Source organism: Nodularia sp. LEGE 04288, from assembly GCF_963896525.1.
Classification (GTDB): Bacteria; Cyanobacteriota; Cyanobacteriia; order Cyanobacteriales; family Nostocaceae; genus Nodularia.
Genome location: NZ_CAWQOY010000108.1, coordinates 13,542 through 28,216 on the forward strand (window position 1 = coordinate 13,542; position 14,675 = coordinate 28,216).

General features: G+C 41.4%; 16 protein-coding genes. 7 read left to right on the forward strand and 9 right to left on the reverse strand.

Annotated elements, in window-relative coordinates; genetic code table 11:
* Positions 1 to 92: 92 nt before the first annotated feature.
* The 4 genes from AACX33_RS12135 to AACX33_RS12150 all read left to right on the forward strand — a co-directional run bounded on the left by AACX33_RS12135 (position 93) and on the right by AACX33_RS12150 (position 5,026).
* A complete protein-coding gene (locus tag AACX33_RS12135) occupies positions 93 to 329 on the forward strand; it encodes a hypothetical protein (RefSeq protein WP_194000505.1) in 237 nt (78 codons plus the stop codon).
* 179 nt (positions 330 to 508) lie between these two features.
* The gene (locus AACX33_RS12140; protein ID WP_194000503.1) at positions 509 to 2,272 is read left to right on the forward strand and encodes a sensor histidine kinase; all 1,764 of its coding nucleotides are present in this window, start codon (positions 509 to 511) and stop codon (positions 2,270 to 2,272) included.
* Between the two features lie 181 nt (positions 2,273 to 2,453).
* Positions 2,454 to 2,684 (forward strand): NifU family protein, encoded by a 231-nt coding sequence (locus tag AACX33_RS12145; RefSeq protein ID WP_194000501.1) that lies wholly within the window; start codon positions 2,454 to 2,456, stop codon positions 2,682 to 2,684.
* 107 nt (positions 2,685 to 2,791) lie between these two features.
* Positions 2,792 to 5,026, forward strand: coding sequence for a glycoside hydrolase (locus AACX33_RS12150; RefSeq protein ID WP_194000499.1), 2,235 nt, complete (start codon positions 2,792 to 2,794; stop codon positions 5,024 to 5,026).
* A gap of 178 nt (positions 5,027 to 5,204) precedes the next feature.
* Here the strand turns inward: AACX33_RS12150 and AACX33_RS12155 are convergent, their stop codons facing one another.
* From AACX33_RS12155 to AACX33_RS12175, 5 genes are all read right to left on the reverse strand, one after another.
* Entirely contained in the window at positions 5,205 to 6,785 is a 1,581-nt protein-coding gene (locus AACX33_RS12155) for an HlyD family efflux transporter periplasmic adaptor subunit (protein ID WP_194000497.1), read from the reverse strand.
* A gap of 76 nt (positions 6,786 to 6,861) precedes the next feature.
* On the reverse strand, positions 6,862 to 9,858 hold the full coding sequence (locus AACX33_RS12160) for a peptidase domain-containing ABC transporter (protein ID WP_194000495.1): 2,997 nt from the start codon (positions 9,856 to 9,858) through the stop codon (positions 6,862 to 6,864).
* Between the two features lie 62 nt (positions 9,859 to 9,920).
* A complete protein-coding gene (locus AACX33_RS12165; protein WP_194000493.1) occupies positions 9,921 to 10,661 on the reverse strand; it encodes a peptidylprolyl isomerase in 741 nt (246 codons plus the stop codon).
* A gap of 435 nt (positions 10,662 to 11,096) precedes the next feature.
* Positions 11,097 to 11,594, reverse strand: coding sequence for a type II toxin-antitoxin system YhaV family toxin (locus AACX33_RS12170; RefSeq protein ID WP_194000491.1), 498 nt, complete (start codon positions 11,592 to 11,594; stop codon positions 11,097 to 11,099).
* Positions 11,595 to 11,596: 2 nt separating this feature from the next.
* Entirely contained in the window at positions 11,597 to 11,929 is a 333-nt protein-coding gene (locus AACX33_RS12175; protein ID WP_194000489.1) for a type II toxin-antitoxin system PrlF family antitoxin, read from the reverse strand.
* 183 nt (positions 11,930 to 12,112) lie between these two features.
* Between AACX33_RS12175 and AACX33_RS12180 the strand changes: the two genes are divergently transcribed.
* Together AACX33_RS12180 and AACX33_RS12185 are read left to right on the forward strand one after the other, a co-directional pair.
* The gene (locus tag AACX33_RS12180; RefSeq protein ID WP_194000487.1) at positions 12,113 to 12,340 is read left to right on the forward strand and encodes an addiction module protein; all 228 of its coding nucleotides are present in this window, start codon (positions 12,113 to 12,115) and stop codon (positions 12,338 to 12,340) included.
* Entirely contained in the window at positions 12,337 to 12,636 is a 300-nt protein-coding gene (locus tag AACX33_RS12185) for a type II toxin-antitoxin system RelE/ParE family toxin (RefSeq protein WP_194000485.1), read from the forward strand. Before AACX33_RS12180 ends, AACX33_RS12185 begins: the two co-directional genes overlap by 4 nt.
* Before the next feature lie 70 nt (positions 12,637 to 12,706).
* On the opposite strand, the gene AACX33_RS12190 is transcribed toward AACX33_RS12185, so the two are convergent.
* Positions 12,707 to 13,630, reverse strand: a complete 924-nt coding sequence (locus tag AACX33_RS12190) for a hypothetical protein (RefSeq protein WP_194000483.1) — start codon at positions 13,628 to 13,630, stop codon at positions 12,707 to 12,709.
* 117 nt (positions 13,631 to 13,747) lie between these two features.
* On the opposite strand from AACX33_RS12190, the gene AACX33_RS26505 reads away from it, so the two are divergent.
* The gene (locus tag AACX33_RS26505; protein WP_416209818.1) at positions 13,748 to 13,924 is read left to right on the forward strand and encodes a phage integrase N-terminal SAM-like domain-containing protein; all 177 of its coding nucleotides are present in this window, start codon (positions 13,748 to 13,750) and stop codon (positions 13,922 to 13,924) included.
* Here the strand turns inward: AACX33_RS26505 and AACX33_RS12195 are convergent.
* From AACX33_RS12195 to AACX33_RS12205, 3 genes are read right to left on the reverse strand one after another with little or no spacing between them, the layout of a single operon-like run.
* Entirely contained in the window at positions 13,873 to 14,118 is a 246-nt protein-coding gene (locus tag AACX33_RS12195; RefSeq protein WP_194000481.1) for a hypothetical protein, read from the reverse strand. The genes AACX33_RS26505 and AACX33_RS12195 overlap by 52 nt on opposite strands.
* A gap of 31 nt (positions 14,119 to 14,149) precedes the next feature.
* Entirely contained in the window at positions 14,150 to 14,416 is a 267-nt protein-coding gene (locus tag AACX33_RS12200; RefSeq protein ID WP_194000479.1) for a hypothetical protein, read from the reverse strand.
* Positions 14,406 to 14,675 carry a BrnT family toxin gene (locus AACX33_RS12205; protein WP_194000477.1) on the reverse strand — a complete coding sequence of 90 codons (270 nt, stop codon included), beginning with the start codon at positions 14,673 to 14,675 and terminating at the stop codon, positions 14,406 to 14,408. The genes AACX33_RS12200 and AACX33_RS12205 overlap by 11 nt, the downstream gene beginning before the upstream one ends.

A 14,675-nucleotide genomic window follows, 5' to 3' on the forward strand; every position in this document is an offset into this window, starting at 1 on the left:
CACTTTAGCGGTAGTGAGTAAACTTACCTGAATGGTACATAATCACCGCGCGACAAAGCTTTAGAGGCAACAATCTCTGAGTATAGAAACTTATGAATATGAAAGAGAAACCTACCGGAGCGGAGCCAAAACGAGCCGACAAGGTAGAAATCGCTGTCCGCCTGGACTCGGAGTTAGTAGAGCAAATTCAGCACTTAACCAACGACCCCAGTAAAGTGATTGAAGTGGCGATTCGTCAATGGTTGCGCGGTGAGGTTCCCAGAGATGATGAACTGACACGCACCCCTCGTCGCATACCTGTGCCGCCACGGGGTGAATGGAATGATTGACATTAATAAACAAGCTGTAAATAGTAAATGAAAAAAAGGTAAAGTTTGTCAATCTAGATCCAATCAACGCCAAAATACCCAATGTAAGGATGCCAAAGCTGTAATAATTTACGCCAAATTTTTTTGAGCGGCTTTAGCACAACTGTTTTGAGTTGCCATTTGTCTATCCAACTCGATTAATGACTATTACTGCTAACTCCCAATTGCCGAACTTATTTCCCCAAAATCTGGACTACTCGACTAATAAAACCGATGGCTCCTTGCCAACTCTAGGTTCCGAGTTGGTGTACACGCAAGATGGGGCGGGGCGCTACCTGACATTTTATTGGCAGCATAGCGAACTGTTAGGATTAAATCCCAAGCAAATAGTTAATCAGTGCAAAGAGGACAAAGTTTTTGTTCCTGTAGACAATGGTGCTTATTTAGAACGGTTGCACCAGATTTTAAATACTTTGGTCCCGGAGAAGTTGCAATGCTGGTTTAGCTACCGCCAAGAATTGTTTGAGTTGGAGTTGGTAATTTCTCCGGTAATGCCGCCATTAGGAACCGTTGCCACTACAGTTTTAGTTATGGGACGGTTATTGCAATCTATACCCCACACACAAGAAGTTAAGGCGAAACCACAAGAACTTACACAGGTAGAATTGGCTTTAAGTTTACTGCGTCATGCGGGACGAACGCAGCAATATCAGAAATTGGTAAATAAAATTACCAGAAATATTCGGCGCACTTTGGATTTAGATGTTATTTGGCAAAAAACAGTTGACAGTTTGGGGAAAGCGCTACGGCTAGAGCGGTGCATTATCTGTCCTTACCAGCCTTCTAGTTCTAGAGTCCGGGTAATAGCAGAGTATCATCAGCCAGAGAGAGCTTCGATGCTTGGCTTAGAAATAGATGTCACTTCTGAGCCAGCCTTTGCTGAGGCATTGGAAACTCTAGAACCCATCGTTATGGAAGTGTCGGGGTATAATCTGTGTCACCAGCACAAAGTCTTAGTAGTGGCTACTTGCTATCAAGACCAAGCCAACGGATTGATTGCCATCAGTCTCAGGGATGAAATTGACCCGTTGACAGATGCAGAACTAGAACTAGCAAAAGAGTTTGCGGATCAGTTGGGTACAGCGATCGCTCATGCTACTTTATATAAAGAATTAGAAGCCGCCCGTCAAAAAGCCGAAGCCGCCTCCCGGCTCAAAAGCGAATTTTTAGCGAATGTATCCCATGAAATTCGCACTCCCCTCAACGGCATGATCGGATTTTTGAAGCTGATTTTGGAAGGTATGGCAGATGATCCTGAAGAACAACATCAGTTCATCTGGGAAGCCCATCATCTATCAATACATCTACTGAATATTATCAACGATATCTTAGATATAGCCAAAATCGAAGCCGGCAAAATGGAGCTAGTTTGCTCTCCAGTCAAGCTTGATGAGCTATTTGAAGATGTGGAAAATTTTCTGCGTCCCCTAGCCGAGTCCAGAAACCTCAGCTTTCGGATTGATAAGCTTCCCACCTCGGATGAAATTATTGTCCAAGGGAATTACCAGCGGTTGTTACAAGTTATGCTGAATTTGGCGAACAATGCGATCAAATTCACCCACGAAGGCGGCATCACCGTCAGCGCTGATTTAGTCTTAAAGAAGGCGCAATTTCAAGATCAGCAATTCCCAGGGATGGTGAGAGTCCGAGTCGCCGACACGGGTATCGGTGTTTCCCTGGACAAACAAGACAAACTATTTCAATTATTCTCTCAGGTAGATGGTTCCCGGACTCGGCAGTACGGCGGTACAGGTTTGGGACTGGCCATATCCCAGAAGCTGATAGAAGCTATGGGCGGTGAAGTACATTTTTACAGTCTCGGCGAAGGACTTGGTTCCACAGTCACATTCACAGTGCCTCTGTATCAACAACCAGTCTTAGTTTCTGCTAATGATCTTGATTGAAATTATTTATATATGAAGTTTAGTCTGGTACTATACCAGCAGACTTTGCCTTTTCAGTCATCAATGCATGACTATTAGCTTTTCAACTCCGGTTAATACACAATATAGGGACAATTGTATCTAAAATTAAGTTAACAAACTTTGAATATCAAAATTTTCTTACCCAAAGAGGACTCACACAATGGAATTGACAATTGAAAACGTCGAAACAGTCTTAGATGAAATGCGCCCTTACCTGATGTCTGATGGCGGTAACGTGGAACTTGTCGAACTTGATGGTCCGATTGTAAAACTGCGCTTACAAGGTGCTTGTGGTTCTTGCCCTAGTTCCGCAATGACCTTGAGAATGGGTATTGAACGTCGCCTCAAGGAACTTATTCCGGAAATCGCCGAAATTGAGCAAATAATCTAGCGGCTGCGGTGATGGGGTGATGGGCGATAACGCGAATAACCAAGGCCCCATTGCCGTTCGGACGTTCGGCGAAGCTGATGCCCATTTTCCCTGAATCAACATTCACTATGTCTCATCCATTACATATCGCCTTTATCTGGCATCAACACCAACCTCTGTACAAGTCCCCTAACAGAGGTGTTTCACTTTCTACTAGTCAGCATTACCAATTGCCTTGGGTACGATTGCATGGAACCAAGGATTATTTAGATTTAATATTAATTCTGGAAAAGTATCCGAAGTTACACCAGACCGTAAATTTAGTTCCGTCCCTGATATTACAACTGGAAGATTATATTGCCGGGACGGCTTTTGACCCGTATCTCACGGCTAGTTTGACACCAGATGCTCAAATAACTCAGGCACAAAAAGAATTTATTATCCAACACTTTTTTGATGCCAATCACCATACTTTGATTGATCCCCATCCCCGCTATGCCGAGTTGTATTACCAAAGACAGGAAAAAGGGCAGGCTTGGTGTTTGGCTAATTGGGAATTGCCAGATTACAGCGATTTACTGGCTTGGCACAATTTGGCGTGGATTGATCCTTTATTTTGGGATGACCCGGAAATTGCCGCTTGGTTAAAACAAGGTCGAAATTTTACTTTAAGCGATCGCCAGCGCATCTATTCCAAACAGCGCCAAATTCTGGGTCGCATTATTCCCCAACACCGGAAAATGCAAGCATCCGGGCAGCTAGAGGTTACCACCACGCCTTACACTCACCCGATTTTGCCCTTACTAGCTGATACCAACTCCGGGCAAATAGCAGTGCCTTCGATGACACTACCTCACCAGCGGTTTCAGTGGGTAGAAGACATTCCCCGTCACTTGCGTAAAGCTTGGGAATTATATACGGATCGTTTTGGGCAAGAACCACGGGGTTTATGGCCTTCAGAACAATCAGTCAGCCCGGAAATTCTGCCCTATATTATTAAACAAGGCTTTAAGTGGATTTGCTCAGATGAAGCGGTTTTGGGGTGGTCTTTGAAACACTTCTTTCATCGGGATGGGGCAGGGAACGTCGAGAAACCAGAATTATTATACAGACCCTATCGCTTAGAAACTCCCGCCGGTGATTTATCTATTGTCTTTCGTGACCACAGATTATCAGATTTGATTGGCTTTACCTACGGTGCAATGCCGGCCAAAGAGGCAGCAGCTGACTTAGTGGGACACCTGCAAGCGATCGCTAAAATGCAAAGAGAAAGCGACAGCGAACAACCTTGGCTAGTCACCATTGCCTTAGACGGCGAAAACTGCTGGGAGTATTATCCCCAAGACGGCAAACCCTTCTTAGAAGCGTTGTATCAAAGCTTAAGTAACGAACCCCATCTGAAACTCGTCACAGTTTCCGAATTTATTCAAGAATTTCCCGCCACTGCAACCATTCCCGGAGAACAGCTACATAGTGGTTCTTGGGTAGATGGTAGCTTCACCACCTGGATAGGAGATCCCGCCAAAAATCGCGCCTGGGACTACCTCACCCACGCCAGGGAAACACTAGCAAAACATCCCGAAGCCACCGAAGAAACTAACCCAGCCGCCTGGGAATCTTTATACGCCGCCGAGGGTTCCGATTGGTTCTGGTGGTTTGGTGAAGGACATTCTTCAAACCAGGATGCCATCTTCGACCAATTATTTAGGGAACATTTGTTAGGAATTTACCACGCCTTAAATGAACCCGCACCATCTTATCTCAGACAACCATTAGAAGTTCATGAATCACGAGCAAACCATCGGCCAGAAGGGTTTATTCATCCCGCCATTGATGGTAAGGGTGATGAACAGGACTGGGACAAAGCCGGACGCATAGAAATCGGCGGGGCGCGGGGAACCATGCATAATAGCAGCGTCATTCAGCGACTCTGGTATGGGGTAGATCACCTGAATTTCTATGTGCGGGTGGACTTTAAAAATGGTGTTGTCCCTGGACGAGATTTACCACAAGAGTTAAATTTGTTGTGGTTCTATCCCGATAGGACAATGCACAATAGCCCCATTCCCATCGCAGATGTGCCAGACATCGCGCCACTTAATTACCACTACCACCACCATCTAGAAATTAATTTACTCACGCAATCAATCCAGTTTCACGAAGCTGGAGAACATTATCAATGGCATTCCCGTGTTAGCCGCGCTCAAGTCGCTTTAAATAACTGTTTAGAAATTGCAGTCCCGTGGGCTGATTTGCAAATCTCGCCAGATTATCCCCTGCGTCTAGCTTTAGTTCTAGCGGATGAAGAACATTTCCGCGACTATTTGCCAGAAAACAGTTTGATTCCCATTGAAGTTCCTTAAATCTCAATCATCGCTGATTGCGAGGTGGGTACTGAGGAAGTTAGAAACCACAGATGAACACAGATTAATTAAAAGATTTCCCAGAAATCAATTATCCATATTGTGGGGAGGGCAAAGATGCCCTCTCTGATTAAGGAACGGGTGGGGACACCCATCCCACAATAAAATTTGAGTTTAATTAACGGACTTCTTTCAAACTATCAACTTGTTTAGTAAACATTTCGGTAAAGAGACTCATGACAGTACGTTCTTCCCGGACCTTAATATTAGCGACAATAGACATTCCTGACTGTAAGGAGATATTTCTGCCATTAATATCTAAATATTGTTCATCCAAACTAATTGTGGCGGGAAATCTATAAAATCGATATGTTTCGTCTGGTGGTAGAGCATCTGAGCCTATGCTAACTACTTGTCCTTTAATATCCCCAAACTGGCTGAAAGGAAAAGAATCAATTCTCACATCCGTATGCATTCCTTCCCGCACAAAACCAATATCTTGATTGGTAATAAAAACCTCAGCCATAAATTTATCATCAGGGACAATTTGTAAAACTATTTGACTAGCATTAGCGACAAAACCTGGGTTTTTGGCTTGTAAGTCAAAAATTGTTCCGGCTACAGGCGCGCGCAATTCTTGATATTCAAAGTTTAACTTGGCTTGAGAAATTTTACTATTTAAATCTGCCAAATTTTGTTCATTACTTAACACAATTCTCATGAATTGGCTATCAATTTCTGCAATCCGTTTTTTATTATCAGCTATTTTTTCTAAGACATTTTTACCAGAAGCAGCCACAGTATTTTTATGTTCCTGCTGTCCTTGCTCAATTCCAAACTGGAGACGTTGCTGTTCCTCATCTAATTGCGCTATTTCGGCTGTGAGGGTTTGCACTTGTTGTTGCTGATTGAGATATTGAAGCTGAGAAATACCACCTTCCTCGGCAAGAACTTTAATTTTGTCTAATATACCCTGCTGAATAGCTAGACTAGATTTAGTATTATTCTTTCTGACTTGTATTTGAGCAAGTTCTTTCTTAGTTTTCTCCACTTCTAACTGTCTTCCAGCCGAACGAGAATCAAATTCTCTTTGAGCAAATTGTAAACGTTTTTGTTCATCCACTCCTAAACCTGCAACTGTATTCACGTTGCTCAATTCAGCACGTAACAATTCATTTTCTTTAACTAGCGCTGTCCTACTTTTTAACAGAAATTCGGCATTTATTGGTAGTTTACCACCTGAAAATTCTACTTCAGATGCTGTTGTATAACTATTTGCCATTAATCGGCGATAAATTTGATTCTCTTCTAATAACGCCGTGCGAACATTATTTAAAGAATCTAATTCGGCAACGGTAGCAACGGTTTCAAAGGTTAGTAGCAAGTCTCCTGGCTTGACTTTTTCTCCATCTTTGACATGAACAGATTTTACGACTCCATTCACAGGAGCTTGAACTTCTTTGACTGTTCCTTCTGGTTTGAGTTGTCCTGTAGCAGGAACTACTTGTTCAATTTTGGCGAAGTTAGCCCAAATAATGCCAAAACAAGCTAGCCCTATTAAGGTCATCATAATTGTGCGTGACCAAATTGGAGATTGGCGTAACACAACTGATTGCTCAAAATTAGTATAGTCGGCATTGGCAAAAGGCTGATCAGGAGCCTTAGCTAAAGATGTGAGTACCCGCGCATCTGGTTTGACACCGTTTTTTGCCTTACCGTTGCCATTATGACCGTTGCTCTGTCCATTAAGTTGAGTCATACAATTTTGGATTTTGGATTTTAGATTTTAGATTTTGGAAGAAATTTGATTTTTTGGGGAAAAATGATTAATAGAGTTACAAATTCACTTCTTGTTGCTGATAAAGATAGAAATAATGACCTTTAGCAGCCATTAATTCTTGATGGCTTCCTTGTTCTATAACTCTGCCATTATCCATGACGACTATCATATCTGCATGGCTGACAGTGTTCAGGCGGTGGGTAATAAAGAAGACTGTGTTACCTTGAAAGGCTTTAGCTAAATTTAAACAAACTTGTCGCTCTGTGGGATAGTCGAGGGCGCTGGTGGCTTCGTCTAAAACTAATAGTTGTGGTCGTTGTAGAATAGATCGTGCGATCGCAATTCTTTGTCTTTGTCCTCCTGAAAGTCCCGCACCGCGTTCTCCGACGCGTGTATTGTAACCGTTGGGTAAGGACATAATAAAATCGTGCGCCACAGCAATGCGCGCAGCTGCAATAATTTCATCTGTTGTGGAATCAGGGTTCGTTAAAGCAATATTTTCCTGAACAGTTCCATCAAATAAGAGTGTTTCTTGGGGAACTACACCCACCTGTCGCCGCAGCGAGTAAAGTTCGACTTTGGAAATATCGTAATTATCAATTAAAATTCTGCCTGATTCCACTTCGTACAATCTCAGCAGTAATTTCATTAATGTACTTTTACCGGAACCACTTTGTCCGACAATCCCAATAAATTTGCCCGATGGAATTTCGAGATTAACGTTGGAAAGTTGTAAGGGTCCGCTAGTCGCAAATCGGAAGGAAACATTTTCAAATTTTACGCCTCCAGAAATTGCAGGTAAGGGAATATTGTCGCGGTCTTCTTCACCTTCTTGTGGTGTATCGACAATATCGCTTAAACGTTCCAGGGATAATGCAGTTTCTTGGAAACTTTGCCAGAGTTGAGCTAATCGTAATATGGGGCTGGTGACGTAACCTGAGATAATTCTAAAAGCGATTAATTCACCCAGGGTTAATTCTCCTTGGAGGACTAAATAAGAACCTAACCACAAAACTAGCAATGCACTCAGTTTATTCAGAAAACTACTGGTAGAATTAGCTAGTGTGGAAGTAATCACGGTTTTAAAACCAGCCGCTACATACTGAGCATAACGCTTTTGCCAGGAAAAACGCGATTGTAATTCAATATTTTGCGCTTTTACTGTTTGAATTCCTGACATTACCTCAACTAAATAGGATTGAGTATGGGCGTTGCGTTCAGCCTTTGTGCGTAGTTGTTTGCTAATTGTGGGGGAAGCAATTAATGTGAGAATAATAAATATCGGTATTGTTCCTAAACCTACCAAGGTTAACTGCCAACTATAAAACAGCATGACGACAATATAAATTATCGAAAATACGGCATCTAAGACCACTGTTAAGGCAGTACCAGTGAGAAATTGGCGAATGTTCTCTAGTTCGTTGATGCGAGTGGCTAGTTCACCTACTGGTCGGCGTTCAAAATAGCGCAGTGGTAGACGTAGTAAGTGGTCGATAATTTGTGACCCCAAACCCATATCAATGCGGTTGGTTGTATCGACAAATAAGTAGGTTCTTAATGTGGTCAATAAGGCTTCAAATATACCGACTACTAAGAGCAATACTCCTAAAACATTTAGGGTACTAATGCTATTTTGAACGATAACTTTGTCAATAATTAACTGAATGACGAGGGGATTAGCTAATTGGGCTAACTGGACAAAAAATGAAGCAATAAAAACTTCTATGAGAACTCGCCGATGCTTTGACAGAAAAGGAATAAACCATTGGATACCAAAGCGTTCTTGGGGTGTTTCTTTTGTAGCAGCTAGCAATAAAACTTTTACCTGGGGAGGTAAATTGTTTTCATCAATATCTAATTTGGCGACAAATTCAGCAGGTTTGCAACGGACAATTCCTTGAGATGGCACACCTGCAACAATAGTATTAGCTCCTGTTTCATATAAAACAGCATAACTATGATCATAATAAATGAGTGCTGGTGTGGGAATGCGCGTAATTGCGGCTATAGGTAGGTCTATTAACTGGGATTTGAGTCCGATTAATTCTGCTATGTAAGCACAAGCGGGAAAGGATATAGTCCCTTGGCGTTTGATTTGTTCAGTTAAGATGCGACGAATCACCTCCCGGCGAAAGGGAATCTGTAGGTGTTTCGAGAGCATTTGAAAACAGGCGGAGATGGTATTTAATTCGCCTTTACCTTTAAAGAATGGGTAACTTTGACGTTTTCGGGGCGCTTTGTCGGCAGATGGTTCTGGCTGGGGAATTTCTTGGTCTGAGGCGTAGGGAATCTCTAGGTCATCGGTGATAGTGGGTTGGGTATGTTTTACCGTCGTCTCCACTTGATGACTATCTAAAAATGATAAGTCTTTAGGAGATAAACCTATTAAACGTGCGCGATTTGGTTCTTTAATTTCCAGTGTGTCTGTTAATTCTAAGCGGGAACCTGGAGGAAAATTTTTGACTGAATTACCGCCACTGAGAAACCAGATATTTTCTCTATCTAGTTGGATGGCTGGGGTGATTCCTGGATTCAGGTAATATATTTTGGCTCTGGATAAGGCTTGTTCCGCGAGTTCTGTAAAATTTAGGACGGCGTTGGCTTGCTTTTCTACTTGTGAAGCCAGAACATCATATACTTCTATTAAATGACTGCGGTTTAAGCGTGTGTTGCTAAAGTCTGGGTAGGAAGTCAGGAGGCGCAAATATTCGGTTTTACTCAAGTTGAGACAGATGACTTCGGTGGATGCGATCGCAGTTTCACAGGCAACTTCCCGTAGTAGACTAATCTCACCGATGATTGCGCCTGGTTGCAATAATTTTAATGTTGTAGGTGTTTGCGTTTGGGGATGATATCCCAACAACCGAACTTTTCCTTCGTAAAGTATGGTAATTTGTTCGCTGAGTCTTTCTTTCCCGATGATTTTTTGTCCTATGCGGTAGCGCAAAGCTTGTAGTTGTGGGGAAAGATGAGTTATCTCTTCAGTCGGTAGATGCTCAAACCCTTCTAGGTTTGAAATGAATTCTTGGAAGGAATTTGTAATATAAGTCATTTCCTGATTAATATATATAGAAGTGTATGCATATTTGCTACCTAAAAATTAGGTTGAAATTGTCAATGTTGGGCTGTCATTTGTGCTTGTAGCCAACTATGAAAGCGTTCATTCAGTAAGCGTTGACGCAGTGAATTATCTAACTGTGCGAGCAACAATTTCTCTAGGCGGACTATGACTATCCAGTTTTCTAATTGAGTTGGTGGTAAGAGTTGCTTTGGCTGGCTACTAGCTAACATCTTTGCTAATGCTGGATGGATAGTTTGCAATTCTACGGGACCGATGAGACCATTTGTCTGTGCTTCGGTTCCTTGAGAATATTCTCGTGCTAGTTCGGCGAAAGTTTGTTCTCCGGCTTGGAGGCGAAAATAGATTTCTTGAGCAATCCCAATGTCATTTGTTCTGATTAGAGAATAGACGACTCGATCTAGTTGGGGTTTGCGCTGTGAATAATAGGATTCTATATCGTTTCCCCACGTCAGGTGCTTGAATTTTTCGATTTTAAATTGGCGGATGGCGATCGCATTGAACTGTTCTACACTCAGATTATTTTGCTCTAACCAACGCTGACGCGCATCATCGGAGGTGATTTGATAATGTTGGGCTAGCTTTTCACGGGCAATTTTCTCTTCGTCTGGTGTACATGAAATTTGTGCGATCGCTTGGTCTAGCACTACTTCTTTGATCAGCGCTGGCAACATTTGGTATTTTTCCAGCAATTGCAAGATTTCTGCGGTCGTTGACTGATTGAGATTAGTCGCTGCTTGTTGCCAGATATTGCCTGATTCTAGAACTGCTGTCATATTTTTCATTAACAATAGTCTTCAAAAGGATACTTGAAAAATGTTACCTATAGGTTATTTTTTGGTTAATTTTACCCACAATGCAGATATATCATACTCTTTGGGTCTACTACAAGTAAATATGTATAGATAAATACAGAGCATCTTTAGGGAATATAGGCACTCTTTTCGATGGTAAAGCGATGCACACAAGTCGGGAAATTCTTTTTCGTGTCATAACACCCCACCCCGCAAGCGAAGAGGGGAACTGGATTTTCGGTTAAAATCTGTTTTTAAAACTGGAAAATCTCTTTAGTTCAGGATGTGTGTACACCGTAGCGCAAGCGAGGAGGGAGCTATGATGTACCTCATTCCAGTGCATACCAAAGCAAAATTAAGTATTGTAGTGGCGTGGAAAGCTTAAAATAGTAGTCTTATATCTATATTTCTAGCCAGTTATATTTCTAAGTTGATTACTCTGTTTAAACGATTAGTTTCATATTTTGCTTCTTGAAGTAAATCATTCCAATCGTCTGGAGGATGACCACTTTCCAGCATTTTCTGAAAAACTCGATAAGCGTCTGTATTACTGCCATAGGCTCGCTTAGAGTTTTCATCGTTAACCCAAGCGAAGACGATAATTTTGCTCTCTTGGTGATATCGGAAAAACAGTCGGTACTGCTGAAAAAATTTAGCTCTAAACCAGTGCTTGTAATCATCTCCCAGTGTATTGCCTTGGCGATAATCAGTACGTGTGGGATCTTGAGGAATAACATCAAATGCCAAAGTTGCGATCGCAGCTAGACGTTTTGTGGCGTTTTTCTTCTTGTAGTCTTGAGGATGCTTTTGACGCAAATGCTCAACCTGCGTGAGAAGTTCTTCAAACTGCGTGAGGAATAGAGAATGGGCAAATATATTCCACCCATTAATTACCAGTGGCTGATCTACAGACAAACTTATTCATCCTCGTCCGATAGTGGTGCATCAAGATCAACATCAACTTCAGATACCAAGGACTGAACACGGTTGACTAAATCTGAGCTAATTGCTTTTAAGTGCTGAGGGTTATTTTCCATATCTCGTGCTAGAAAATTCAAAAACTTCCCCAATACAGGGTCGCTTTCCATCTGTTCAGCGCGAGAAATTACCACTTGTCCGTCAGACTGGATGGTGTAGCAGATTTTATCACGCTTTTTCAAACCAAGGACTTTACGAACGGCATCAGGGACTGTAGTTTGATAACGATCAGTAAGGGTAGATTCTGAGCATGGGGCTATTTTTACAGCCATAGCAAACCTCTAAACTTGTCGGCGAAACTCTATCTACAAGGTAATGCAAACGCATTGTCTTGTCAAGAATGGCTAATGCGATCGCTTAGGGGTTTCTCTGGAACATTGCCAGAACTTTAGCACTGCCTCAAGCCAAAATCCTGTAAAATAGGTGAAAGCTTAACCCTAAATCTGTACGTATTTATGAGTTCCCATCCCCTCTTGAAAGTTGACATTTCTGAACTCAGCGTTGCAGAACGTATCCAACTTGCTGAAGATTTATGGAATAGTATCTTAGAACAGCAAGAGGAATTTCCCCTGAGTGAAACCCAACGACAAGAACTAGATCGACGGTTAGAAAATTACCAGAAAAACCATGCAAATGGTTCTACTTGGGAAGAGGTTAAAAAACGCTTAGGCTTCTCTGAATGAACTATAATTTGATTATCCAACCAGAAGCAGAATACGATATTCAGGATGCTTTTGAGTGGTACGAATCCCAAAATCCAGGTTTGGGTTCTGAGTTTGTCCGTGCAGTCGATGCTTCTCTGTCGGGAATTGGAGTAAATCCCTTTGCTTACCAAGTCATCCACAAACAGGTAAGGCGAGTATTAATCCGACGATTTCCATACGTAATTCTCTATGTTTTTGACCAAGATACAGTTTTTGTACTTGCTTGCTTTCATGCAAAACGTGATCCAAAACAGTGGTTGGATAGAATTGAATAAAAAAGCCGATCCAATGAAGTTTTAGGCACACAGAGATTTATGGTTACTAGGTTTTGTGCTTTAACCCAAATTACGTGATTTGATTGCGCTCATGACTCTTCAATAATTGGGCTGCACTATAAAACGGCTCTCCTTCAAAATTTAAGGACTCTAATTTTTTCAGAAGTAAATCCTTCAAATCCAAGTTATTATGCTCAACAAGAACACATCGCAAATCATAGCCATCCATCAAAATGATAGATTTGTCTGGATTGTGCTTTAGTAATGGGCATACATTTTTTGACCAGCCATTAATTGACAAAAATAATCCTAATGTCTGCTTACCAGAGCGATTAATTTTCCCGTAAAGGCTATCTAGCTCTCGTATATCCGTGAGCTTTTGAGTCCATTTACATTCAACTAAGTAAAACCAGTTTTCAAACTTAAATGCACCGTCTATCTGTTCTCCACCTTCATTTCTCTTAAAGCTGTCTTTAGTTGGAATTTCATAAAGAGAAAAAATACGTCCTAGCAAAACTTCGAGTAAAAACCCTCGCTGTTTTTTATCTTCCAAATTTGTTAAACTTGCAAATCTATTAAATTCTAACAAGAGATCAGATCGAAGTAAAGAGAATTCTTCTTTCTTCCGAGAATCTTTGCACTTTTTTACGGCATCTCCTTTTAACCTTTCTGTAATATTTTGGCATTCATTAAATAAGCTCTCCTCTTCAGGGCTAATACTCTGTTGAGCTATTAACTTCTTTACCCTCCAGTATTCTAACAATTTTTCCAACAGTTCTCCTACTATAGGATTAGCCTCTTCTTTCCAAAATGCTCTTAATCGATTTGCTTTTGAACCACTTTGATAATTGTATTTTTCATCGTATATATCGATATTTTGATTTTCTAAGATAAATTCCTGAAACGTTCTGTTTCCAAAATCAAGGACATAACCACTGCCCATTTCGAGTATTTTCTCTAACTTAATTTTTTCAATACTTGTTAAATCTGACATTACAGGCAACTCCTGTCACAATATAAGGTATTGTATATAAAACCCATTTTTGGTATATTATATAGCATTTTTCCGTATATCCCTTGGTGTTATAAAGAATTTTCTGTATATAATTCTATGGAACAACTTCCCAAGAAACTACTAGAACAAGTACAGGATGTTATCCGACTTAAGCACTATTCTTACCAAACAAAGAAAACTTATATTTACTGGATTAGGCGATATATCCTTTCCAAAGTTTTTTATTCCGTCTGCTGTACCGTATTATTGTGGTGCTGGCGCTGGGCAACCTGAATCAATAATCGTAATGCGTCATTTACTGCTTCATCATTGGGAAAAGCTTGAGCAACATCGGGATCTAAAAGCACTAAGTTTGTCCCTGTACGATATCGCTCAACATACTTGCTCCTAATTCCTCCCTTCATTTGGGCGAAGCCGTACTCAGGACGTAATTCGTCTTCCATTTGATTCTCAACTGCCTTCTTCATAAAACTGCGGCAAATAAGCTCAAACTTAGGACTAGGGGCTTTCCTCCGTCCGCTCAAACGACGTGTTAGCCTGCGTAATAGAAGCAACAGTTTGGTTATCTCGCATAACTCTGATCAAAAATCGTAACGCTTCATTAACCGCTTCAGCACTAGGAAACATCTGTGCAACATCAGGTTCCAACCGTACAGTTGTGCCGCCAAAGGTGTTTCTTTCTGAGCCTAACTTTCTAACTCGCAAGCTCTTCAAATCATACTCTGTCCGAAGATCATCTTCCATTTCTGACTTCTCATTCTTCATAGGCTTCTCTCTCAGTTCGTGTAACTTCTCTGGCACTGATCAGGCGAATTGAATTACCTCTTTCAGTGTATGACACAATCAATAATCGTCTTTGCTTCGACTCCCCGACAATGAGGTATCGCTGTTCATCCTCAGAATGGTCTGGATCATAGAAGTCAATGTAGAGAGGATCATCAAAAACTGTTTTTGCTTCCTCAAATGAGACTCCATGCTTTGATAAATTGCTTGCCGCCTTATTCTTGTTCCACTCAAACTGCAT